The sequence below is a fragment of the Leclercia sp. UBA5076 genome (assembly GCF_002416465.1).
Taxonomy (GTDB): Bacteria; Pseudomonadota; Gammaproteobacteria; order Enterobacterales; family Enterobacteriaceae; genus Enterobacter.
This window is the reverse complement of the sequence record NZ_DIAO01000015.1, coordinates 60,007-82,770: the sequence shown is the minus strand read 5'-3', so window position 1 is coordinate 82,770 and position 22,764 is coordinate 60,007. Positions and strand designations below refer to the sequence as shown.

Annotated in this window: 29 protein-coding genes; 16 read left to right on the top strand and 13 right to left on the bottom strand. The window is 55.8% G+C overall.

Annotated elements, in window-relative coordinates:
• Positions 1 to 398: 398 nt before the first annotated feature.
• Together B3X29_RS15405 and B3X29_RS15400 are read right to left on the bottom strand one after the other, a co-directional pair.
• On the bottom strand, positions 399 to 3,203 hold the full coding sequence (locus tag B3X29_RS15405) for an Ig-like domain-containing protein (RefSeq protein WP_159340325.1): 2,805 nt from the start codon (positions 3,201 to 3,203) through the stop codon (positions 399 to 401).
• Between the two features lie 688 nt (positions 3,204 to 3,891).
• Positions 3,892 to 4,446 carry a YceI family protein gene (locus tag B3X29_RS15400; RefSeq protein ID WP_103180804.1) on the bottom strand — a complete coding sequence of 185 codons (555 nt, stop codon included), beginning with the start codon at positions 4,444 to 4,446 and terminating at the stop codon, positions 3,892 to 3,894.
• A gap of 345 nt (positions 4,447 to 4,791) precedes the next feature.
• Here B3X29_RS15400 and nanR point away from each other — a divergent pair, with 345 nt between their 5' ends.
• From nanR to B3X29_RS15360, 8 genes are all read left to right on the top strand, one after another.
• Entirely contained in the window at positions 4,792 to 5,577 is a 786-nt protein-coding gene (gene nanR / locus B3X29_RS15395) for a transcriptional regulator NanR (RefSeq protein ID WP_103180803.1), read from the top strand.
• Positions 5,578 to 5,704: 127 nt separating this feature from the next.
• Positions 5,705 to 6,604, top strand: a complete 900-nt coding sequence (gene nanA, locus B3X29_RS15390; RefSeq protein ID WP_103180802.1) for an N-acetylneuraminate lyase — start codon at positions 5,705 to 5,707, stop codon at positions 6,602 to 6,604.
• An 87-nt stretch (positions 6,605 to 6,691) separates the two neighbouring features.
• Complete coding sequence (locus tag B3X29_RS15385; protein ID WP_156655119.1) at positions 6,692 to 8,176, top strand: MFS transporter; 1,485 nt, start codon at positions 6,692 to 6,694, stop codon at positions 8,174 to 8,176.
• A gap of 24 nt (positions 8,177 to 8,200) precedes the next feature.
• On the top strand, positions 8,201 to 8,890 hold the full coding sequence (locus B3X29_RS15380; protein ID WP_156655118.1) for an N-acetylmannosamine-6-phosphate 2-epimerase: 690 nt from the start codon (positions 8,201 to 8,203) through the stop codon (positions 8,888 to 8,890).
• The gene (gene nanK, locus B3X29_RS15375) at positions 8,887 to 9,762 is read left to right on the top strand and encodes an N-acetylmannosamine kinase (protein ID WP_159340322.1); all 876 of its coding nucleotides are present in this window, start codon (positions 8,887 to 8,889) and stop codon (positions 9,760 to 9,762) included. Before B3X29_RS15380 ends, nanK begins: the two co-directional genes overlap by 4 nt.
• Positions 9,759 to 10,241 (top strand): N-acetylneuraminate anomerase, encoded by a 483-nt coding sequence (gene nanQ, locus B3X29_RS15370; RefSeq protein ID WP_103180798.1) that lies wholly within the window; start codon positions 9,759 to 9,761, stop codon positions 10,239 to 10,241. The genes nanK and nanQ overlap by 4 nt, the downstream gene beginning before the upstream one ends.
• A gap of 229 nt (positions 10,242 to 10,470) precedes the next feature.
• Positions 10,471 to 11,472 (top strand): zinc-binding alcohol dehydrogenase family protein, encoded by a 1,002-nt coding sequence (locus B3X29_RS15365; protein ID WP_159340321.1) that lies wholly within the window; start codon positions 10,471 to 10,473, stop codon positions 11,470 to 11,472.
• A 16-nt stretch (positions 11,473 to 11,488) separates the two neighbouring features.
• Positions 11,489 to 11,779 (top strand): putative quinol monooxygenase, encoded by a 291-nt coding sequence (locus B3X29_RS15360; RefSeq protein ID WP_201304751.1) that lies wholly within the window; start codon positions 11,489 to 11,491, stop codon positions 11,777 to 11,779.
• 219 nt (positions 11,780 to 11,998) lie between these two features.
• Here B3X29_RS15360 and B3X29_RS15355 read toward each other — a convergent pair whose 3' ends face one another.
• From B3X29_RS15355 to B3X29_RS15315, 9 genes are all read right to left on the bottom strand, one after another.
• Complete coding sequence (locus tag B3X29_RS15355) at positions 11,999 to 13,189, bottom strand: site-specific integrase (protein WP_290557476.1); 1,191 nt, start codon at positions 13,187 to 13,189, stop codon at positions 11,999 to 12,001.
• Positions 13,150 to 13,356 (bottom strand): excisionase, encoded by a 207-nt coding sequence (locus B3X29_RS15350; RefSeq protein ID WP_103822585.1) that lies wholly within the window; start codon positions 13,354 to 13,356, stop codon positions 13,150 to 13,152. Before B3X29_RS15350 ends, B3X29_RS15355 begins: the two co-directional genes overlap by 40 nt.
• Before the next feature lie 39 nt (positions 13,357 to 13,395).
• Positions 13,396 to 13,968 (bottom strand): 3'-5' exonuclease, encoded by a 573-nt coding sequence (locus tag B3X29_RS15345; protein ID WP_290557473.1) that lies wholly within the window; start codon positions 13,966 to 13,968, stop codon positions 13,396 to 13,398.
• Positions 13,965 to 14,315 (bottom strand): hypothetical protein, encoded by a 351-nt coding sequence (locus B3X29_RS15340; protein WP_165718242.1) that lies wholly within the window; start codon positions 14,313 to 14,315, stop codon positions 13,965 to 13,967. Before B3X29_RS15340 ends, B3X29_RS15345 begins: the two co-directional genes overlap by 4 nt.
• A gap of 3 nt (positions 14,316 to 14,318) precedes the next feature.
• On the bottom strand, positions 14,319 to 14,522 hold the full coding sequence (locus B3X29_RS15335) for a hypothetical protein (RefSeq protein ID WP_151585527.1): 204 nt from the start codon (positions 14,520 to 14,522) through the stop codon (positions 14,319 to 14,321).
• Between the two features lies 1 nt (position 14,523).
• Positions 14,524 to 15,027, bottom strand: a complete 504-nt coding sequence (locus B3X29_RS15330) for a hypothetical protein (RefSeq protein ID WP_165718241.1) — start codon at positions 15,025 to 15,027, stop codon at positions 14,524 to 14,526.
• Complete coding sequence (locus B3X29_RS15325) at positions 15,018 to 15,554, bottom strand: HD family hydrolase (protein ID WP_165718240.1); 537 nt, start codon at positions 15,552 to 15,554, stop codon at positions 15,018 to 15,020. The genes B3X29_RS15330 and B3X29_RS15325 overlap by 10 nt, the downstream gene beginning before the upstream one ends.
• 131 nt (positions 15,555 to 15,685) lie before the next feature.
• Complete coding sequence (locus tag B3X29_RS15320; protein WP_290557468.1) at positions 15,686 to 16,510, bottom strand: YfdQ family protein; 825 nt, start codon at positions 16,508 to 16,510, stop codon at positions 15,686 to 15,688.
• A gap of 28 nt (positions 16,511 to 16,538) precedes the next feature.
• On the bottom strand, positions 16,539 to 16,910 hold the full coding sequence (locus B3X29_RS15315) for a hypothetical protein (RefSeq protein WP_165718238.1): 372 nt from the start codon (positions 16,908 to 16,910) through the stop codon (positions 16,539 to 16,541).
• Between the two features lie 98 nt (positions 16,911 to 17,008).
• Here B3X29_RS15315 and B3X29_RS22550 point away from each other — a divergent pair, with 98 nt between their 5' ends.
• Positions 17,009 to 17,557 (top strand): hypothetical protein, encoded by a 549-nt coding sequence (locus B3X29_RS22550; protein WP_312208560.1) that lies wholly within the window; start codon positions 17,009 to 17,011, stop codon positions 17,555 to 17,557.
• Here B3X29_RS22550 and B3X29_RS15305 read toward each other — a convergent pair.
• Together B3X29_RS15305 and B3X29_RS15300 are read right to left on the bottom strand one after the other, a co-directional pair.
• Positions 17,535 to 17,768: a hypothetical protein gene (locus B3X29_RS15305; protein ID WP_290557464.1), complete on the bottom strand. Its 234-nt coding sequence runs from the start codon at positions 17,766 to 17,768 to the stop codon at positions 17,535 to 17,537. The two genes, B3X29_RS22550 and B3X29_RS15305, sit on opposite strands and share 23 nt — an antisense overlap.
• Before the next feature lie 171 nt (positions 17,769 to 17,939).
• Positions 17,940 to 18,587 (bottom strand): LexA family protein, encoded by a 648-nt coding sequence (locus tag B3X29_RS15300; RefSeq protein ID WP_290557462.1) that lies wholly within the window; start codon positions 18,585 to 18,587, stop codon positions 17,940 to 17,942.
• Between the two features lie 97 nt (positions 18,588 to 18,684).
• Between B3X29_RS15300 and B3X29_RS15295 the strand changes: the two genes are divergently transcribed.
• From B3X29_RS15295 to B3X29_RS15265, 7 genes are all read left to right on the top strand, one after another.
• Positions 18,685 to 18,894: a Cro/CI family transcriptional regulator gene (locus tag B3X29_RS15295; protein WP_285131435.1), complete on the top strand. Its 210-nt coding sequence runs from the start codon at positions 18,685 to 18,687 to the stop codon at positions 18,892 to 18,894.
• 28 nt (positions 18,895 to 18,922) lie between these two features.
• Complete coding sequence (locus B3X29_RS15290) at positions 18,923 to 19,474, top strand: YmfL family putative regulatory protein (RefSeq protein WP_290557457.1); 552 nt, start codon at positions 18,923 to 18,925, stop codon at positions 19,472 to 19,474.
• Positions 19,475 to 19,637: 163 nt separating this feature from the next.
• The gene (locus B3X29_RS15285; RefSeq protein WP_126125757.1) at positions 19,638 to 19,817 is read left to right on the top strand and encodes a DUF4222 domain-containing protein; all 180 of its coding nucleotides are present in this window, start codon (positions 19,638 to 19,640) and stop codon (positions 19,815 to 19,817) included.
• Entirely contained in the window at positions 19,807 to 20,670 is an 864-nt protein-coding gene (locus B3X29_RS15280) for a conserved phage C-terminal domain-containing protein (RefSeq protein ID WP_290557454.1), read from the top strand. The genes B3X29_RS15285 and B3X29_RS15280 overlap by 11 nt, the downstream gene beginning before the upstream one ends.
• A complete protein-coding gene (locus B3X29_RS15275; RefSeq protein WP_290557452.1) occupies positions 20,667 to 21,131 on the top strand; it encodes a PerC family transcriptional regulator in 465 nt (154 codons plus the stop codon). Before B3X29_RS15280 ends, B3X29_RS15275 begins: the two co-directional genes overlap by 4 nt.
• On the top strand, positions 21,128 to 22,330 hold the full coding sequence (locus B3X29_RS15270; RefSeq protein ID WP_290557450.1) for a phage N-6-adenine-methyltransferase: 1,203 nt from the start codon (positions 21,128 to 21,130) through the stop codon (positions 22,328 to 22,330). The genes B3X29_RS15275 and B3X29_RS15270 overlap by 4 nt, the downstream gene beginning before the upstream one ends.
• Positions 22,327 to 22,725 (top strand): RusA family crossover junction endodeoxyribonuclease, encoded by a 399-nt coding sequence (locus B3X29_RS15265; protein ID WP_290557448.1) that lies wholly within the window; start codon positions 22,327 to 22,329, stop codon positions 22,723 to 22,725. Before B3X29_RS15270 ends, B3X29_RS15265 begins: the two co-directional genes overlap by 4 nt.
• Positions 22,726 to 22,764: the final 39 nt, after the last annotated feature.

The window sequence follows — 22,764 nt, the reverse complement described above, 5'->3', positions numbered from 1 at the left end:
TGGTAGAAATGTTATTACGGTGGGAGAGATCACATTATTTTCTTCTTGTGGGGAATGAAGAGAAGTATATGTGGCGAAGTAGGGGTTCCGTTCACCTCACGTTTTCTGGTTCTGTTACGCCTGAACCGGTGAACGTGCCAGGGTGGCTCAATCGCCACCACCCTGGCGACCCGGGCTCCCGGCAATTTTGTCTTCGGCTTATTCCCTTCGGCTATCGGGGCGGGCGTGATCCTTGCGCCTCGCCCCGGCCTGCGGTCAACGCCTCAGCGATTTTCAGCCGGACACGGTAGTCGCGGTAAGCTATTTATTTTATTTGACTTTTTCATTGCTGTTTTTCGTTTTTGGGTTTTTGGTTTTGTAGGCCGGGTCAGGCGTAGCCGCCACCCGGCGGGGTTGAGTTAACCGGTGATAATATGATTCTGGTTCACAAGCTCCTCGTAGGTGGTCTGCACGTTATCCAGCGTCACCAGCGTGGCCGGGGCAAAGCTGGTGCCTGCACCATCCCGGTCGAGCGTGATTGTCGTGCTGCCATCGCCGTTGCTGGTGAGATGGAGATAATCCCCCAGCGTGTTGCCATCGCCATTCCAGCCCACCAGCAGCTGGCTGATGTCGATTTTGTCGCCCTGTGCCAGCGAGAAGTTACCGACGTGCTCCCCGCCGTTATCGCTGAGCACGTTATAAATCAGCGTCTCGCCCGTGGTACTGGCACTCAGGGTGCTCACCAATGGCTCCTCGCTCTGGGCAAACGCCGCGGTTGCCACTGATGCCGTCGGTGGGTTCGGGGCCAGCGGGTCGACGTTAATCGTCCAGGTCTCGGAGATCAGGCTGTGATTGCCGCGGCGGTCAACCGCATCGGCGGTCAGGGAGTGGAGCCCATCGGTCAGACTGGCGGAGACCTGGAACGACCAGTTACCTGCCGAATCCACCTCCGTAAAGCCGATCTGCATCTGCTCGCTGTAGACATAAATTTTGGTGCCGACCTCACCGGTGCCGGAGATGAGCGGCGTGCGGTCATCTGATAAGGTCCCGCTCACGATGGTGCCGATGGCGTCCGGAACGTTATCCACCACGTTGGTGATGATCGGTGTGGCCGGCGGGGTCGTGTCGTCGGCTTCTACCGTACCGGGCGCGCTGGTGTTGCCCGCTTTATCGGTAGCGGTAAGCGTCATGATCTCCCCGTTCAGTTTGGCGGTAGGCAGGGTGAAGGAGAAGCTACCCGATTCGCCGACAATCAGCTCGCCGAGTTTAGTGGTGCCTTCCATGACGACCACGGTGCTACCCACTTCCGCCGTGCCGGTGAGCGCCAGACCATTATCGGAGACATCCAGCCCTGCAGGCGGTGCCGGTGGCGTGGAGTCCAGGGCGGTGGCCTGCGCCGGCTGGCTCTGGTTCTGGGCGGTATCGAAGGCGTAGACCGTCAGCACCTCGCCGTTGAGCTGGTTCGGGGCGATATTGACGGTGAATTTACCGTCGGCACCCACGGTGCCGGTACCTATCTCCTGGCCCGTGGCGTCGCGTACCGAGATGCGGGCATCCACTTCCGCTTCACCGCTCACGCTGTCGCCCGTCGCGGCGACGGAGAGGGCTGTCGGTGCCGCTGGCGGGGCGATGTCCGGCACAGGCAGCGAAGAGGCTGGACCTTCGTTACCCGCCCGGTCAGTAGCCACGGCGCTCAGGGTTTCGCCATTGACCTGCGGAGTGGTCAGGGTCAGCGAAAATGCCCCATTGACGTCCGCGGTGGCCGTACCCAGGCTATCACCCAGGTCGTTGGTCACCGTAACCGTCGAGTTGGGCTCGGCGCTACCGGTGACGATGGTGCCAGTGGCATTGATGGCGAGGCCACTCGGCGCGGCGGGCGGCGTGCGGTCGACGGTAAATTCAAACGGCGCGGAAGAGGGGCTCAGATTGCCCGCAATATCCGTCTCCGTCAGGGTAAAGGTCTGTAGCCCTTCCGTCAGCGGCTCGGCAAGCTGGTAGCTCCAGGAGCCGTTGTCCGGAACGATGATCTCCGCCACCAGCAGATCGTTGTGGTAGAGGGTAATGGTGCTGCCGGGATCGCCCGTACCGCTCAGCACCGGCTGGTTGTCATCGGTAAAACCCCCGGAGGTGATGAACCCCTGGATGTTGCCTACCTCATCCATCACCTGCAGAACCGGCGCATTCGGGGCGACGGTATCGATGGTGAGGTTGAACGCGGGAGAGTCCGGGCTGGTATTGCCTGCCGGGTCGGTGGCGCTGGCGGTGATCTGATGCAAGCCGTTAGCGAGATCGGCGGTGGGGGTAAACGTCCAGCTACCGTCACTGTTCACTACCGTGCTGCCGATGTTCTTCCCGTTATCATACACCGTGATGGTCGAACCGGCCTCGCCGCTGCCGCTAAAGACCGGGCGCGGATCGTCGGTGGTCTGATCGCTGTTCAGCGCCCCGGTCAGGCTGCCGGCGTTGTCGTCAGCGATAATAATCATGGGCGCATCTGGCGGGGTGGTATCCGCGGCGGTAAGGCTGGTGGGCGGACTAACGTTGCCGGAGCTGTCGGCGGCTGTGGCCGTCAGCGTCTCGCCGTTGGTGTAGGGCACCCCCAGCTCGACGGTAAATTCACCATTGCCGTTGGCTTTGGCTTTGCCCACCACGTTACCGCTGGCATCGGTGATGGTTACCATGCTGTTGGCTTCGGCGCTGCCGAGCAGCTGGGTGTTACCGTTGGCGAAATGCAGGTTAGTGGGCGCGCCGGGCGGCGTGGTATCCTGCGCTACCGGACCCGGATCGATGCGATCGTCACCGCCCCCACCGCCGCCGCCCCCACCGCCTGCTGCCAGCGCAATGCCCCCCGCTGCGGCCACGCCACCCAGCACCCACGGCCAGATAGGAGTATCGCCCGATGAGCTACTGACGTTACCGGCAATCAACGCGTCGGTTGACGGGATCGACTGGTAACGCTCAACCGCCAGCGGATCTTCAATCCACCACAGCGCGCCGTTTTCATTCAGTACCAGCTGATGATCGTTGATGTAGTAGTTCTTCAGCGTCACGGTTTCGCCGTTGGTCATCCTGACCAGCAAATCGTTATTGCTGCGGGAATAACTGGCAATATCGCCCCTGCCTGCATCGAGCTTAACAACGGAATCCTCGCCCAGAATGATCTGGTTACCTTCTGCGACTGTTTGTTGATGCGTCAGTCTGGAGATAACAGTGAATTTACTCATTTGTATGACTCCCAACAGAGTGTAATGAATGCTGTGTGTAAAAATCGTTTTTCTTTCAGCAGAGTTTAAGCGTCCCGAAGGAGACACTATTTGTCAGAAATAATGTTCTGCTGTAATAGTTTTTCTGCGACTTTTTTGTTTTTTGCGCAGGCGTGATGATTGCCATCCCTGTTATTTATATTGCTGGCTTTTTATAAGTGCATTAAAGGATATAGTCATAAAGAACCAAAAGCGCAAATGACGAAGCGGTGAAATAAAGCATAGGCGCTTACTTAACCGCGTTGAAACCTAATAAACCAGTGGGCAATCGCCAGAATTATTGATTAAAATGTTGTATTTTATCTATTTTTATTCTGATGTGTCGGGTTTTGTTAGTGCGGATGATGAAGCGGAGATTGCGAGAGATCACAAGTTTCATCGCTGGATTAGCTTTTATATTTATTAAATTCGAGGGCGCGATAACACGCTATTTATTATATTTTCGCCACCGGCTAATAGAAGCGTTGCTGAATTTTTGAATAATACAAAGGTATGATTTTTTCTCGTCTGGATAACGCCTTCTACAAAACGCTCTACGACGTTTGTACTATTTTTTGCGCGTTTATTATTTTCTGAAAGGCAGTATAGAACAGGCGGGATTTTTTACCGGAGCAATTATTAATAAATATTATTGTATCAGGTCGAAATTTTACTGACGCCGCATCGCCTGGATCTCAATGGCAATGGCGATGCGATCGTCCACCACCAGCGCAAAGCGATCCATCTTGTACGCTGAACGGGAGATGGCGGTGGTGGCATGCAGCGCGATCGCCTCGTCCGGCAGACGATCGAGCGTGGCTTCGAGGATCACCGGACGACTGAGATCCCGGACGGTGAGAGTGCCGAACGCGCGGTAATGATCGTCCTTAACTTTCACCACCCGGGTGCTGGTAAAGGTGATCGTCGGGTAGCGGGCGGCGTCAAAAAACATATCGCTTTTCAACTGCCAGGTGAGCAGATTGTTGGAGGCCTGAAGTGTGGCGACCGGCACCGACACCCGGATGCGATCGTCATATTCATTGTCCGGGTTCAGCGTGACCGTCCCCGTCACCCCCTGGAGATGCGCCCAGGAGGGTATGCCGCCGAAGGCGCGCCACGACAGCCTGATGGCGGTCTTCTGCGTGTCGATGACATAGACGACGGGGGCGGCGTAAAGCGACGGGCAAGCGATCATGAAGACCAGCAGAAGAATGCGGCGCAGCATAGGGGGCTCTCCCATTCACAGGTTGCAAGTTAACGCATCAGCGCGCAGGCTTGTTTGGTGTAAGAGGGGTGTTGCCCTGCGTGAGAATAAGCGTAGAAACAGGGAAGCGCGTGAGCAAGGGGTTTCAGAAGAGTGTTAAATATGCGTTTGTAGCGGGTTCACAGTTTGAGAAAGTTTCAGGTGAGCGTCGCGATAACGCCGGGGCCATTTGGGTCTACCTCGCCATATAAGTGAATGTCTGCGTTGACGTTATCCTCTGGCACCTGCGTAACCCATCGCACCTGGCACCAACGCCTGTGTTATGATAAAGAACTCCTTAACTCAACTTCTTATGATGTAGCGTCTATGACTCTTTCCAGCGAAAAACAGACAGAAATCTCCTCTGAAACCATTGGGCGGACATTGCGTCGTCGCCCGCTGGCGCGCAAAAAATTGTCCGAGATGGTGGAAGAAGAGCTGGAGCAGATGATCCGTCGCCGTGAGTTTGCCGAAGGTGAACAGCTGCCCTCTGAACGTGAGCTGATGGCCTTTTTTAATGTCGGGCGACCTTCAGTGCGCGAGGCGCTGGCGGCACTCAAACGCAAAGGGCTGGTGCAGATCCAGAACGGCGAGCGCGCCCGTATTTCGCGCCCCTCTGCGGACACCATCATTAGCGAACTCTCCGGTATGGCAAAAGATTTCCTCGCCCATCCGGGTGGGATCGCTCATTTTGAGCAGCTGCGCCTGTTCTTTGAGTCCAGCCTGGTGCGCCATGCTGCACAGCATGCCAGCGATGAGCAGATTGCCCTGCTGGAAAAAGCCCTGACGTTGAACAGCCAGTCGCTGGATGACAATGCGCTGTTTATTCGCTCCGACGTGGAATTTCACCGCGTGCTGGCGGAGATCCCCAACAACCCGATCTTTTTGGCGATCCACGTGGCGCTGATCGACTGGCTGATTGCCGCGCGCCCCACGGTACCGGAGCAGGCGCTGCACGAGCATAATAACACCAGCTATCAACAACATATCGCCATCTTTAACGCTATCCGCAGCCACGATCCCGATGCGGCTGAAGAGGCATTACAGGCCCACCTCACCAGCGTTTTCGCCACCTGGCACGCCTTCGAGCAGGGCAAAAAACGCCGCAAATAATCGCCTCGATGATTTAGTGAACTCGATCGCGTTCTGCGCATTTCGATCGCGCTGTTTTTAATGTGTCTGGTATAACAGGTATAAAGGTCTACCATTATCGCGTCATCACATTACATTCGAGGTATCTATGTCCGTCACGCTTAAAGGGGTTATGCCCGCACTGCTTACACCGTTCGATCGCAACCAGCAGCTGGATACGCAAAGCTTGCGCCAGCTGGTACGGTTCAACATTGCCCAGGGCATCGATGGCCTCTATGTTGGGGGATCTACCGGCGAAGCCTTCGTGCAGAACAGCGCCGAACGTCAGGAAGTGCTTGAGATCGTTGCTGAAGAAGCAAAAGGCAAAGTCACCCTGATCGCCCATGTCGGCACCGTCAGCACCCACGAGAGCCAGCAGTTGGCCCAGGCGGCCAGCCGTTATGGCTATGACGCCGTCTCTGCGGTCACGCCCTTCTACTATCCGTTCAGCTTTGAAGAGCATTTCGATCACTATCGGGAAATTATTGATTCAGCAGATGGGTTGCCGATGGTGGTCTACAACATCCCGGCCCTGAGCGGGGTCAAACTCTCTCTGGATCAGATCAATACGCTGGTGACCTTACCCGGCGTGGGCGCGCTGAAGCAGACCTCCGGCGATCTCTATCAGATGGAGCAGATCCGCCGGGCACACCCGGATCTGGTGCTGTACAACGGTTACGATGAGATTTTCGCCTCCGGCCTGCTGGCGGGTGCGGATGGTGGCATCGGCAGCACCTATAACATCATGGGCTGGCGCTATCAGGGGATCGTCAGGGCGCTAAAGGAGGGGGATATCGCCACCGCCAAAGCGTTGCAGGTCAAGTGTAATGAAGTGATCGACCTGCTGGTCAACGTGGGCGTATTCCGCGGCCTGAAAACGGTGCTGCACTATATGGACGTGATTGATGTTCCGCTGTGCCGCAAGCCGTTTGCCCCTGTCGATGAACAGTATCTCCCCGCGCTACGGGCATTAGCGCAGCGGCTCCAGCAAGAAAAAGAGCAACGTTAAGACAACGCCGGATGCCGGGCATACCCGGCATTACTAAAGCTGTATCCTGCAAAACAGCGTATGGGTTTACCCATTGCGGAGACTGACATGAATACAATGACTCAAAATGTCCCGTGGTATCGTTGCCTCAACCGTCAGCAGTGGCGCGCGTTTTCTGCCGCCTGGGTCGGTTATGTTCTTGATGGTTTTGATTTTGTCCTCATCGCTCTTGTTTTAACCGATATAAAAACCGAATTCGGCCTGACCACCCTTCATGCCGCGAGCCTGATCTCCGCCGCCTTTATCTCCCGCTGGTTTGGCGGTCTGGTGCTGGGCGCAATGGGGGATCGCTACGGTCGCCGTCTGGCGATGGTGAGCAGCATTATCCTCTTTTCCGTCGGGACGCTGGCGTGCGGCCTGGCCCAGGGCTATACCACCATGTTCATCGCCCGTCTGGTGATCGGCATGGGGATGGCGGGGGAGTATGGCTCCAGCGCCACCTATGTGATTGAAAGCTGGCCCAAACACCTGCGTAACAAAGCCAGTGGTTTCCTGATCTCGGGCTTCTCCGTCGGCGCGGTGGTGGCGGCTCAGGTCTATAGCCTGGTGGTGCCGGAGTGGGGCTGGCGGGCGCTCTTCTTCATCGGCATTTTGCCGATCGTTTTTGCCCTCTGGCTGAGAAAAAATATTCCGGAAGCCGAAGACTGGAAAGAGAAGCAGCAGAGTAATGCGCCCGTGAAAACCATGGTCGATATTCTCTATCGCGGTGAACATCGGGTTATCAATATTATGATGACCCTGGTGGCCGCCGTCTCGCTGTGGTTCTGCTTCGCAGGCCAGCTGGAGAGCGCGGCGATTGTGGCCTTGCTCGGCCTGCTGTGCGCGGGGATCTTCATTAGCTTTATGGTGCAAAGCAACGGCAAGCGCTGGCCGACCGGCGTCACCCTGATGGTGGTGGTGCTGTTTGCCTTCTTATACTCCTGGCCGATTCAGGCGCTGTTGCCTACCTGGCTGAAAACCGATCTGGCTTACGATCCCGCCACCGTTGCTCAGGTGCTGTTTTTCAGCGGCTTTGGTGCGGCGGCAGGCTGCTGCGCCGGGGGCTTCCTTGGCGACTGGTTGGGCACGCGCAAAGCCTATGTCTGTAGCCTGCTCGCCTCGCAGCTGCTGATCATTCCGGTATTTACCCTTGGCGGCAGCAGCGTCTGGGTGCTGGGCCTGCTGCTCTTCTTCCAGCAGATGCTTGGACAGGGCATCTCAGGGATCCTGCCTAAACTGATCGGAGGCTATTTTGATACCGAACAGCGCGCGGCCGGGCTCGGGTTTACCTACAACGTCGGCGCGCTCGGCGGTGCACTGGCCCCGGTTCTGGGGGCGTTTATCGCTCAACGTCTCGATCTGGGCACCGCGCTCTGCTCGCTCTCGTTTGGTCTGACGTTCGTCGTCATTTTGCTGATTGGTTTTGATATGCCGTCCCGCGTTCAGCGCTGGCTGCATCCTGAAGCCCTGCGTACCCACGATGCCATCGACGGCAAACCGTTCAGCGGCGCCATTGTGGCCGGCAAAAGGGCGAGCCAGCTTGCCAAACACTAAGGCTGAATTTTTAACGGAGGAGTTATGTCGTTCCTTGATGAACTGGATGCAAACATAAAAGCCCGGGGCGGGCTGATCGTCTCGTGTCAGCCGGTACCACAAAGCCCGCTGGATAAGCCGTTGATCGTCGCGGCGATGGCGCTGGCGGCGGAGCAGGCGGGTGCCGTGGCGCTGCGTATCGAAGGTATTGAAAACCTGCGGGCGGTGCGTGCCGTGGTAAGCGTGCCGGTTATTGGCATTATTAAACGCGATCTGCCCGATACCCCGGTGCGTATTACGCCCTGGCTGGAGGATGTGGATGCGCTGGCTGAGGCAGGCGCCAGCATTATTGCGTTTGACGGCACACAGCGCACGCGGCCTGTGCCGGTTGAGGCCCTGCTGGCGCGCATCCGGCACCATCAGCTGATCGCGATGGCAGACTGCGCCTCGCAGGAGGAGGGGCTGTATTGCCATCAATTGGGGGTTGAACTGATTGGCACCACGCTGTCGGGATATACCTCAGACGTTACGCCCGTCGAGCCGGACCTGGCGCTGGTTTCAACCCTGAGTCAGGCCGGGTGCCGGGTGGTGGCCGAAGGGCGCTACAACTCACCGGAGCTGGCCGCGCAGGCTATGAAGCACGGGGCATGGGCCGTGACGGTAGGCTCTGCCATCACCCGCCTGGAGCATATCTGTCAGTGGTATCGGGACGCCTTACAGGACGCGACAAAATGATCACGCTGGCTATTGATATTGGCGGGACCAAACTCGCCGCGGCGCTGGTCGACCGCGAGCTGAGGATTATTGAACGCAGGGAGATCCCCACCCCTGCCAGCAAAACGCCGGATGCGCTGGAAGCGGCGCTGTGCGAGCTGGTGATGCCGCTATACCGTCGGGCGCAGCAGTTCGCTATCGCCTCGACAGGGATTATCCAGCAAGGGGTACTCACCTCCATTAACCCGGCAAATCTGGGCGGGCTGGCGCATTTTCCGCTGGTGAAATCGGTCTCGGCTATGACCGGGCTCCCCGGCGTGGCGCTAAACGATGCCCAGGCCGCGGCGCTGGCGGAGTATCAACACATGCCAGATGCCGTGCGCGATATGGTCTTTATCACCGTTTCGACCGGCGTAGGGGGCGGGATGATCCATAACGGCAACCTGGTGACCGGCTCCGGTGGGTTGGCCGGACACTGCGGCCACACTCTGGCCGACCCGAACGGACCGCGCTGCGGTTGCGGGCGGATCGGCTGTGTGGAAGCGATCGCCTCAGGCCGGGGTATCGCCGCGGCGGCAGAAGGGGAGCTTTGCGGGCTGGATGCGAAAGCCATCTTTGCCCGCGCCGCAGAGGGGCATGCCCAGGCGGGGATATTGATTGCGCGTTCCGCCCGGACGCTGGCGCGGCTCATTGCGGATATAAAAGCGCTGACCGACTGTCAACGGGTGGTCATTGGCGGCAGCATTGGCCTGGCCGACGGCTATCTCACGCAGGTACAGCATCACCTTGCGCAGGAGCCCGCTGTTTATCAGACCGAACTCTGCTCAGCCCGCCATCGCGGCGACGCGGGGCTGCTGGGTGCTGCATTATGGGCAAAAGGAGCGTGGCAATGATTGTGGGTGATATCAACCGTCTGCAGGCTGCCGGTCTGTCGACGGTGTTCTGTCAGGCGATCGACCAGGCCCTGAGCGCGGGGCTAGCGCAGCTGGCGCCGGGTAGCTATCCGCTGCAGGGCGAGAAGATGTTCGTCAACGTGATGCAGTTTGAGACCCAGCGCGCTGAGCAAAAACGTGCCGAGCTGCACCGCAACTATATCGATATCCAGATCCTGCTGGAGGGAGAAGAGCACATTTATTACGGACTGGCGGGAAGCGCCCGGGCCTGCGATGCGTGGCACGAGGAGGAGGATTATCAGCTCTGTGACCGCATCGGGAATGAACAGTGCCTGACGTTGAAGCCGGGGATGTTTGCCATTTTTATGCCGGGCGAACCCCATAAGCCGGGCTGTTTTACCGCGAAGCCCGGTATGCTTAAAAAAGCGGTGATTAAACTGCATCATCGCGCGCTGACTGACCTTCATAACAGGCTTTAACTCTTCCTACACTCATCTGACGCCCGCAGACAGCGGTTTGCGGTGCGGACAGAGGATATTCAGCAACATGCGTCATTCTCATGGCCCGTCAGGCGTGCTCCGCAATCTTCAAGCCGGGCCATTTTCATCTCCCGAGTACAAGTCTTATCGTCGCGAGGCTATTTTTCCCGCCACAGCTACGCTTTACCATCACATTATTGCGACACACACGATAAACGACGGAGAGATTATGAAAGCCATTGCCATTACCCGTTCTGCCCCTGACAACATCGCGTTCCTGCAGGATATCGAATTGCCGCAGCCGCAAGCGACAGGACACGATCTGCTGATTGAAGTGAAAGCCATCTCCGTAAACCCGGTGGATACCAAGGTCCGCGCCGGTTTTACCGGCGATACGCCGCGTGTTCTCGGCTGGGATGCCGTGGGCGTTGTGGCGGCGGTGGGCGAGGCGGTAACGCTTTTCGCGCCCGGGGATGAAGTCTGGTATGCCGGTGCGCTGGGACGGCCTGGCAGCAACAGCGAGTTTCAGCTGGTGGACGAGCGCATTGTCGCCCTGAAACCTAAAACCCTGGATAACGCCTCCGCTGCCGCATTGCCGTTAACCGCTATCACCGCATGGGAGATGTTGTTCGATCGCCTGGGCATTCAGGAGCAGGGTAATGAAGGCGACACGCTGCTGATCGTCGGCGCGGCGGGCGGGGTGGGGTCGATTCTGGTGCAGCTGGCGCGCAAGCTGACGAAAATGACCGTGGTAGGTACGGCCTCACGCCCGGAAAGCCAGCAGTGGGTGCGGGAAGCGGGGGCGCATCACGTTATCGATCACAGCAAACCGCTGTCGGAAGAATTAGCCGCCGCGGGTATCAAAGAGGTGACCCACGTCGCCAGCCTGACCCATACCGCAGCGCACTATGATGAGATTATTAAGGCGCTAGCGCCGCAGGGCAAACTGGCGCTGATCGACGATCCCGATACGCTGGACGCCCGTCCGCTGAAAGCGAAAAGTATCTCCCTACACTGGGAGTTTATGTTCACCCGCTCTATGTTTGAGACCGCCGATATGATTGCCCAGCACCAGATGCTGACCCGCGTGGCAAATCTGATTGACGAGCAGGTGCTTACCACGACGCTGGGTGAGCATTACGGGGCGATTACGGCGGCGAATGTGCAGAAGGCCCATGCGCAGCTCGAGACCGGGCGTGCGGTCGGGAAGATTGTACTGGAGGGGTTCTGAGATGGCCACCTCTGACATCATCTCGCTTATAGCGGTTCTGAAGGCGAAGCCCGGCAAACGTGACGCGCTGAAGACGGCCTTACAGGCGCTGCTGCTGCCGACCCGTCAGGAGCCGGGCAACGTTGAGTATCAGCTGTTTCAGCTGCGCGATACGCCGGACATGTTTTACGTCCGGGAAGCCTGGCGAGGCCAGAAGGCACTAGAGGCTCACATTGCGCTGCCCCATTTCCAGGCCTTTATCCTGCAGATGGATGAGTTGCTGGCGGAGCCGCTGCGGCTGGATTACCTGACGGCGGTAGAGGCTTAAGGATTCTGTTGAGGGACGCAGGGAAGGTTAGAGTACTGGAATAGAGGGACGGTAGAAACAAAAAAGCCCGCATTGCGGGCTTTCAGGACTTTGTATCAGGCTCTGGTGACCGTTAACAAAGAATTTTGGTGGAGCTGGCGGGAGTTGAACCCGTGTCCGAAAATTTTTAAGCCACTAATAAATATTAATTAATTCACCATAAGAATCCGCGCGGCTCCTTTACGGCTCCTTTCGTGTCCCGCCGCTGACAAGTAGTGGTCTTCGCTCAGTGTTTCCGTCGTACTCTTTCAAGTAAGATCCGTAATGCCTGAAGAGCATCTCCGGCCCCTTGTGGCCCATCTGTCCGGCGAGCCAGAAAAGGTTGGCGCCCTGACTGATGTGGCGCGTCGCAAATGTATGCCGGGTCTGGTAAGGGTTGCGGTATCTAATCCCCGCCTTACGTAAAGTTGGGACCCAGGCTTTTTTGCGGATCGCGTCTGCGCTGGCCCACGGCTTATTCGTTTTCGGATCCTCGAAAATAGTCGCATCTTTCATGAAGGTGAAGGTTTTCTGATTCGCCAGCACTGCCATCGCCACATCGTTAAGTTCTACTTTACGTGTACCTGCCTTTGTTTTCGTTCCCTTAATAATGCCTACTACACTCGCGTTCTGAACGTGCGCGGTCTTCCCGATGAAGTCGATATCGCGCCAGCGAAGCGCGCATAATTCCGAACTGCGCAAACCCGTCTGGATAGCGAACATAAAAAGATTTTCCCACTGCTTATTACCGGCAGAGGAGAGGAGGGCATCTACTTCTGCTGGTGAAAGCGGATCGACAATATAGTCACTGTCAGCAGTCGATTTGTCGCTTTGATAGCGGGATGCTGTTACCAGAGATACCGGGTTAAGTTGAAGCACACCATCTGTTACAGCCTCGTCCAGCGCTGAGCGCAGGAAAGATAGTTGGTTGCGAATTGTCTTTAGCGTGGTGGTGCGGCTCTGGATCCATGCTTTCATCGCCGCCGGCGTCAGCTCGCTTGCAGGCAGTGAATGAAGGGCTACCAGAGCGCTTCGACATTTTTTATAACCGCCAATGGTAGACGGCGAAAGTTTTCGCGTTTCACAGATGTTGATGTATTCGTCCAGGTACATTTTTATTGTCTTTCCAGCAGCCGCATTGCCAAATAACTTTAACCGTGCGGATCGCGGGAAATATTCTGCATAAACGAATGTTCCACGCTCGATTTGATTATGAATTTCGCCGAGGGTCCGCTCGGCGTATTTCAAGTTTTTGGGGCTCACTTCTAAATTGGAAAGGGGCTCTCTACATTTCACCGCTTTATAAGTGAACGTAATATTGATGGTTTCACCCTGGCTGTGCTTCCTGATGGTCACGCCGCGCGGGAGTTTAGGCGACTCTGTCTTGCCCATTTAGCTACCTCACTTAGATCAATCCATCTCTCCTTAACGCCTTCCACCTTCAGAACCTGAACACCTTCACGCCAAACGCCGCGCTGTAAGCGCTTATTAATGGCATCAATGCTCTCACCAGTTTCATTGCAATAGGCTGAGATAGGGACACAATCGAGGTTCAGCATAATTTTCTCCACTAGCCCGGCTGCACCCGGGCGTTTATCTTAAACAATATTATCGTTGGTGATCGGGATAAGCCGTTGCCATATTGCCGAAACATACTTCGCCTGGTGCCGCGCATCCGCCAGGGCGTTATGCATATCACCCTCGAAAGGAATCTCGTAGCGCGGGTTAAAACCGACAGCGCGGCCCAGCTCTACGATTGTTCGTACATCGCGGTCATTCCAGAATTCCCATGGGCAGAAAAGGCCATGACGTTCGAAAGAGGCCCGGGTGATCACGTTGTCGAAAGTTGCCCCGTTCCCCCAAACCTGTAGGTTTTTCGAAATACAGTTTTTATCTATCAGGCGCCTTAGACCCCCGAGCGCGTTGGTGATATTCACGCGTTTATCGCTGGTGATTTCTGCCCGCGCTTCGGCGCTCTGCTTCATCCACCAAAGAATGGTATTGGGGTCAGCTGCTGCATCCCGAACCATGGATGATTCCAGATCCACAACGGCGTAATACTCGGGACCCAACTCACCGGTAGAAGGCTCGAACAGTACGGCCCCGATCGCGATTATGGGTGCGGTAGGCTTATTGCCCATCGTTTCAAGGTCAATCATTAAGTGGTTCATATTTTTGTCTCCTGCTGCGGCGCCGCAGCAATCATTGCAGCCCAGCACAACTTAGCCCGGTGCGCCGCCTGCTCGCAGCCGCTCATAGCCTCATATGCCTCCGGGTCGCGAAACTCTTCGCGCAGCTCTGCTTCGAAACCAGCGATAACCATGTCTTCTGTCGGCTCAGACGGCACCAGTACATAACCATCAGGCACTACCGGTTCAACCGGGGCCGTCAGTCTTTCCAGCGCAATTTCTGCCAGGCATTTATCCATTTGCGCCAGCTGGCTCTCTGGAAATCCGGCAACCATTGCAAGGCGCATTTTGGCGCGAGTAATCAGCTGCTCTTTGGTGAATTTAGTCATGGATTAGTCCGCCCAGTAAGTGAGTTCTTCCGCCAGGCGGTCATCTGCCTCGGCCTGATTCGGGATATCAGCATCGGTTTCAATGCTGGCTCCTGCAAAATCACGAGCGCAGGCTTTCCGGTGCTTGCGGTTACCCATGCCCCATTCTGGGTTTTTCAGCTCTTTGTTCCATGCGCGCAGCATGAGTTTCATTGGTGACTTAGCCATCTCAATCCTCCCCGTTGATGCGGATTCCAGCTACCCGCAAAGCATGTTCAACATCGTGACGAGAAAGCCATGGGCCGTTATCTTTTGGGATCATGACGCCGCGTTCTGCTTCGTTAATCGGATGGCCCGGGCGAACTAAATAACCAGTGGGGAGCGTAACTTTTCCACCCTGCGCACGCACTTCAGCCAGGAAGGCGTCGGTTGCCGGGGTTTCTCTCTTGGCTTTACGCAGCACTTTGACGGAATGCCACGACTCAGCAATATCTGCATTACCATGGCGCTCTTTGGCGTGCTCCCGGTTAAGTTTGATGACCTTCTTTGCGGCAGCCTTCAGCGCTGCATTCTCCACCGCGAGCCGGTCACGCTCGCTCAGTGATTCGCATAGTGCGGCTCGGGTTACATCCAGCCGCGTAGCCAGTTCGGTGACCAGCTTCGCTGACTCCGGTGGTAGTGACCGGGCTGCTCGGTGGGCTTCTGCCACTAACTGTCTTGTGGTCAGGCGCATTTGCGGATCCCCATCAGCTCGTTGAACCGGGCCATGAATAGACCGTAGGCCTGCACCGGGCGAAGCGGGATGACGGTAAACAGGTCGGTCGTTGGGATGCCGTCGAGCACTGGCCACACGGAACCGTCGTCGATATCCAGATCCCGGCGTTCAGTACCGAGCATTATCAGGTCGGCATACTTCACCGTGTCGTGCTGGTGGGCCGGTAATCCGAACTTAGCGCGGATCTCGCTATCGACATACGCCTCGATACGCTGGTAATCCGGGAGCAGACGTTTCAGCGGTGCCGGGATGTCCTGGCAATACGCCTCAGCAGCATCATGCAGCAGCGCTTCAAGCGCGAACTCTGCTGGAACCAGCTGGCTGACCAGCACCGAGTGCTGCGCGACGCTGTAGAACTCCGGCAGGTGGCCGGCAAAGCGGCAGATGTGGGAAAGAGCCGTGGCGATATCCTCGATCACGATATCTTCGTGATGAATATCGAGGTAGTTAATATGCTTCCCGGACAGTGTCTGAATATATGACATTACGTGTTCTCCATTAATACGCGCTGCACCGCGCCTGATTTTTGGTTGAGCGAATCCCTCGCCTGCTGGCGATCGTTAATTTAATTTCGCTTCACTAAATGCCCCTACGCGGGGCATTTAAGGCAACGTAATTAAGCGCTGAACGAACCGATATAGGTTTCCACCTGGCTGCCTTTGAACTTCTCGACCAGCAGATCACGGAACTCGGTGGCCATATCTTCCTGCAGGGCTTCCAGCTGGACAATGCGCAGCACCAGAGTAGGGCGATCGCCGCCGATGATGCTCAGTCGCAGTTTGAATGGACGCTCCGCCAGGCCTTCGAACGGCACGCAGCGAAACTCGAACGCCACCGGCATGATGTCCTGCGTGCGAGCTTCAACGCTTTCCATCAGAGAACGCTTACCGCTGAAGTCCTGATCCTCATAGTCTGCTTTCTGGATGGACTCGATAGTAATTTTGCGGATCGCTGCTGCTGATTTTTTGGCGTCAATAGCCTGTCCATCTGCATCAAAGCCGATAAGGTTTTCTGCCCAGTCTTCCAGCCACTCGGCCAGTTCTTTCTGGGAGTGACGAGCGCCATTGACGGACAGCAGGGAGGCAAACGGGGCGGTCTTTTTCAGCGCCAGCTGCGCGGTGTTGTCTGCATGCCCTGGGCTTTCGATTGTGCCGAGGTTGAAGACCGCTGCGGCGCGCATATCGTCGGCGTTGATAAAGCAACGGCTACCTTCATCAGCGTACCCAGTTGAATAGCGCGTAAAGTCTTCAATGCTGGCGGTTACCATCTTGCCGCGGAAGCGGTAGCGCTCCATGCAAAGCGATTCCAGGCTCTCAATGCGGACACCCTGCGGAACGACAGCGGCAGGGCAGTCCACACCTTCAAGTTTCTCTTCCATGTAGCGGGAGAGTGTCAGATCGCTAATTTTTTCGATCGCGGTACCGTCTAAAGAGTGGGACATGATTCTTCCTTAAGAAAAAGTGAAAGGGTTATTGCTGGGCGCGCAGTTTCGCGTCAGCGTCGCCGGCAAGGGTGAACAACTGGCCCTGATCTTCCTGCAGGATGGTCAGCTTGCCGCCGCGGTTCACATACATTGGGGTTTCGGTGGTGTCCTCTTCGGAAGACTTTCCACGCGGGGTAGGGCGCACATAGGAGAGCTTGTGCTTGATGTTGACGCGCTTCTCTTCGACAGAATTGCTCATGCGGTCAATTTCAAACGTCAGGGTTACTTTTCCTTTCTGGCCGTTGTTCAGCACGCCAAAAGCTACTTCACTAAGTGCGACGGCGATCTTGTTCTCGAACACCCCGCCGTCCAGTTCGCCCAGGAAATCGGGCACTTTGGTTAAACGTTCATTACTCATCGGCTTACCCTCTGAAGGCGGCTGCCACCGCCAGTTAGTTTCTCCACACAACACAGGAGAGCACCTGCGGTTAGGAAGCCGCCCGGGTGGATTGGGTTATGAGCCCGTCACCCGGTGATGCTCTCGTGTGTTGTGTAAAAAAGGGGCGGTACCAGCCAGCAAGGGATAACAACTGGTACCGCCAAACAACTACCACGCTTGCTTTTATGATTACGGTTGTGGGCCAGGCGCTGATCTTCTGGTTGCCGTCGTGCGGCTGCAATTCACCACAACTGGAAGCGCACTCCGCTGTTTTCACACCTGTCACCCATAACTGGTTTGAAGGCGTGCGCTTCCATGTTGTGTGCCTGTCTTTTCGCCACTTCATGCTCGATGCTATCCTTACAGGAGTTCAAACCCAGCAAGGAAAACAGATGCTTAAATCAACTCTTATAGCCACATGCCTTCACCAAAACTCGCTAATTCCCGACGTACCGACTGGTGAGGCGGCAGTAAAAAGAATTTTTACTGAGTACTACCCGGGGCGTGACTTCAAAAAATGGAACACTCACTTGCCGGATCACATCGTTGAGCGTTTTTTACAAGCATCGCGCAACGCGACCACGATTCGCGTTGATTCCTTCATTAGGGATCTGTGGAATCAGTGAGAGGCACAGAACCGAACGTTGCAAATTCCGGATGCAAAATGGTTTTCCCGGAAGCGTTGGCTTCACGCTCCAGTGCTTCTGGAACCATCAGTGCCCGGGTGAGTACCTCCATAAACTGGATGTAGTCAGCAGCAACAGCACCATCTGTTTTCAGTGCCGCCAGGGCCGCACCGTTAACACGAATCTCAACCACTCTTCCTGACTTGCTCATCGCAACCCCCTCTGAATTCTTCTGGCGAATCATCCCCATCTTCATAAGCCTAGGGCGGCTACTGCGTGGGCGTCCTGCCTGTTCGCTTTCTATAACTAAATCTAAAATAACTTAGATTGAAGGTCAAGCAGAAAACCTAAGCTAATTTAGATTTTCTGGGGGGAATGGTAATTATTTGCGGCGCATCATGCGGCGGTGTTCAACAACAACCCCAACGACATGAATTTTTTCTTTTGCAGAATTGCGGATGGCGTAGTCTTCATTCAGTGGCACGAGTTCAAAAATTTCTTCGCCAGTTTCGCTGATTCCACGTGCACGGTATTTTTTAAATGTAGCTTCGTCACCGCCGTTCTTTGCGACAACATAATCGCCAGGGCCTGGGTGTAGCTCAGGATCCACAATGATTACATCACCTTCAACAAATTCGGGCTCCATTGACTTTCCTTTGACCTTGAGGGCAAAGGTTGAATGAGAGTGAAAGTCTGACGTCAAAATATACTCCACCGTTCCATCGATATTTCTGGCGTCGCACTCAGGTGACCAAGCTCCAGCCTGGACATAACTGATGATTGGAACTTGCTGCGCTGCTACTGGTGCAGGCCCAATGTTAGCCTCATCCTCCCGGCCATATAAAAGGAATCCTTCAGTTACACTGAGATATTGAGCAAGTTTTGTCAGCGATTTACCGCCCGGCACGTTCAGATCTCTTTCCCAGTAGCCAATCGTTACATCAGAAACTCCAAGAGCTTTACCCAATTGGCCTTGGGTGAGCTTTCTCTGTTTCCTTAATTCCTTTAACCGCGTGCCAAGTGTCCCCACGATTCAAACCCTTAGAAATGAAAACCTAAGTAATCTTAGTTTTTATTGACCTAAAAAAGATTAGATAATAATATCTAAATATTCTTAGGAGGATAAGATGACCACAACTGAACTTGAGCAGTACTTCGGCTCGCCAAACAAGGCGGCTGAATTTTTTGGGGTATCGCCAGAAGCCTTTTATCAATGGCGCACTCGCCCGGGCCAATTAATTCCTAAAGGCCGTGCAGCAGAGGCGGCTGCACGCACTAAAGGAAAACTCAAATTTGACTCTTCGCTTTACCAGAAGCGTAACGAGAAAGCGGCATAGCAGAAACCACAGATTCAAGGAGTTAACCGTGGGCAATCAACACTGGCAAGTCGAAAAACAGCCCGCATGGCTGGTGGTGGCAATTAAAAAGACCATCTCAAGCCTGCCGGGCGGTTACGCCGAGGCCGCTGAATGGCTGGGCGTGACAGAGGATGCGCTCTTTAACCGCCTGCGCACCGGCGGCGATCAGATTTTCCCAATGGGCTGGGCGATGGTTCTTCAGCAGGCCAGCGGCACCAAGCACATCGCTGATGCGGTATCACGCCAGTCGAACAGCGTCAACGTTCCGCTGGTGGATATTGAGGACGTGGATAACGCCGATATCAATCAGCGCCTGATGGAGTCTATTGAGTGGATCGGTAAGCACTCGACATACGTTCGCAAAGCTACTGCTGATGGCGTGATTGACCAGGCCGAACGCGAGCAAATCGAAGAGAACAGCTATCAGGTCATGCAGAAATGGCAGGAGCATTTAACGCTGTTATATCGCGTTTTTTGTGCGGCAGAAAAGAATGACGCCCGCGAGTGTGCAGCTCCGGGCGTCGTGGCGTGTCGAATCAGTGGAGAAACTAACGCATGAACAGTTTAACGGTAAATAACCGTCTGCCGCAACTCCGTGGCTTCCCGGTCAATGGGACCCCGTCGTTTCGGTATGAGCGCATGGTATCAGGCCGGTGGGTTGCATGTAACCACAGCCGGGCAAAGGCAATCGTGGGGGTATGGCGCCGTAAAGGAGAATCTTTATGCGTGAAATCGACAGGAGATTCAGGGACCACCGCGGCGTCCCGGTTCGTGTTATCCGGTGGGAGCCAGAGACCCGACGCGTCATATACCTGCGAGATGGGTACGAGCATGAATGCTTCAGCCCTCTCGATCAGTTCCAGCGCAAATTTACAGAGTTAAAGGGCGACCATGAGCACTAAATTAAGCAGCTACGTTTGGGACGGCTGCGCAGCTTCCGGAATGAAATTGTCCAGCGTGGCGATCATGGCGCGCCTGGCTGATTTCAGTAGCGATGAGGGAGTGTGCTGGCCTTCCATCGATACTATTGCGCGGCAGCTCGGCGCCGGGCCAAGCACTGTGCGAACGGCGATCGCTAAACTTGAGAAAGACGGCTGGCTTAAGCGCACTCAGCGCCGCCAGGGTAACCGTAACGCATCCAACATCTACCAGCTGAACGTGTCGAAGCTTCGCGCGGCGGCGCTTGCTCACCTGCCAGATTCTGACACATCAAATTCTGACGCATCTAAATCTGACCCATCAAAATTTGAGGCATCAAAATCCGGCAAAAAAGGCGGTTTTGACCCGTCAGAATCTGGCGGGGATCCGTCAGTAAAATCAACTACTGATCCATCAGATAAAAAACCTTCTTGTCCGGTTGCGCCGCAACCCGACCCTGCCGTGGTGATCACTGACCAGGCGAAACAGGTTTTATCTCACCTGAACCAGACAACCGGATCCCGGTACCAGGTCTGCAAGTCGTCTCTGGAAAACATTCGCGGGCGCCTGACCGAAGGATTTACACCTGATGAGCTGACGCTGGTGGTTGATTACAGCGTCGAAAAGTGGGGCGACGACCTGAAAATGGCTGAGTATCTGCGCCCGACAACCCTGTTCTTACCCTCCAAGTTCCCTGGCTACCTGCAATCGGCGAATAAGTGGGACTCCGCCGGGCGCCCGGCACGCGAAACATGGGGCCAGCGTAAAGCGGATCCGATGAAGTTCGGTCCTGTTGATAAAAAAATTCCTGAGGGATTCAGGGGGGCAACATCATGAGCATCGAATCTGAAGTTTTGCAGTTCGCGCTGGATAACCCTGGCTGCAGCACCCGTCAGGTTGCCAATGTTCTGACCAATAACTCGTTTCGCACGATCAGCCGCTGCCTGTTCCGTTTTCACAACGAGGGGAAGCTCAAGCGCGAGATTCATAACGACACGACGATTGTGTATTACCCCTGCGAAGACTTCGTCAAAACAGAAGCCGCAGCAGCAGCTGCTTCCTACGCAGACACAGTGAAGACCCTGACTGATTTAGAAAAATACGCCGTAGAGCTGGAGGAGAAAGGGCTTTTCCTGCGCGCTGCGACGGTATGGCTTCAGGCTTTCGACCTGACAGCTGTGAATAAGGATCGGGAGCGTTACGTCAAACGACGTGCGTCATGCCTCAAACAGGCCAAGAAACGCTGCGTAACAGACGCGTGCTTGCTGGCAGGCCATTACATCGGAGAAGACCAATGACCAATAAATACTGCCGGGACCTGGCCGAACTGCGCAGCCAGCCGCTGCACGAACTGAAGGAAGTCGGCGACCAGTGGCGCACGCCGGATAATATTTTCTGGGGCATCAACTCCATGTTTGGCCCATTTGTTCTGGATCTGTTTACCGACGGCGAGAACAGCAAATGCGAAGCGTATTACACCGCTGAGGACAACGCGCTGGTGCAGGACTGGTCCGCCCGGGTGTCAGAACTGAACGGCGCCGCCTTCGCGAACCCGCCATACAGCCGCGCCAGCATGCATGAAGATGAGTACATCACCGGAATGCGTTACATCATGCAGCACGCCAGCTCGATGCGTGACAAGGGCGGTCGCTTTGTCTTCCTGATCAAGGCTGCAACCAGCGAGGTGTGGTGGCCTGAAGATGCCGATCACGTTGCGTTTATCCGCGGCCGCATTGGTTTCGATCTGCCGATGTGGTTTGTGCCAAAAGACGAAAAGCAGGTGCCGTCCGGAGCGTTCTTCGCAGGTGCAGTCGCCGTATTCGACAAGACCTGGCGCGGCCAGGCGATGAGCTATATCAGCCGTAAGGATCTGGAAGCGCGCGGGGATGCTTTCATGGCGCAGATCCGCCGCGAAGCTGAGCGCCTGATTAAGAAGGTTGAACCACAGCAACAACCGCAAAATATTCCGGAAATTATTCCAGAAGCCGTAGCGCCAGTGGAAGAGGCTCCGCCAGCAGCTGCTGAGCCAGAACTGCCGCTGAGCAAGAAAGATATTCTGGAGCAAAGCGGTTTTAACTTCTGGGCGTGTGCATGTGCGGCTTTCGGCGACAAAGAGGCATACACATTCTCCGAATCGCGCTTTGCACACACCTGGGCGTCTGATTCCGTCACAGCACCGGAATTTATCGTTGTGCCGACGGAAACGATCGCCAAAGCGGTAGAGCTGATTAAAGAGAATATCGATCAGCAGCAGCTCATTGCGTGGCTGGATCAGCAGAGCTTTGAGCATGACAACATCCGCGAGGATATGAAGTCCCGCCTGCTAACCCTGGCGCCAGAGGTGATCACCGAATACGGGATAGAGGCCGCTGAGGTAACGGCAGTTCTCGAGTCCATCCCCCAGCATCACTGGCGCAACATTCGTTCTCTGAGGGCCCGGTTCCGGCTTCTGATGGATGAACGTAAAGCCGGCAAGCAAGAGGAGCAGGCCGCATGAAGTTGGTCCTTCCATTCCCGCCGAGCGTTAATGCCTACTGGCGATCCCCAAACAGCGGACCGTTGAAAGGCCGCACTCTCGTTAGCGCTAAGGGCCGGGCGTATCAGAGCGAGGCATGCGCGGCGATAGTTGAGCAGCTGCGCAGATTACCCAAGCCCAGCAGCGCGCCAGCGGCGGTGGAGATCTTTCTTTTCCCTCCGGACGCCCGCCGTCGCGACATCGACAACTACAACAAAGCGCTGTTCGACGCGCTGACCCACGCGGGCATCTGGGAGGACGACAGCCAGATTAAGCGAATGCTGGTGGAATGGGGACCGGTGCTGAAAGGTGGCAGGGTCGATATCACGATCACACCCTACAGGCAGGAGGTGGATAAATGTCCAGCTGTGGGTTGAAAGAAAGTCGATCTGGCAGTAATGTCAAAAAGTGCAAGC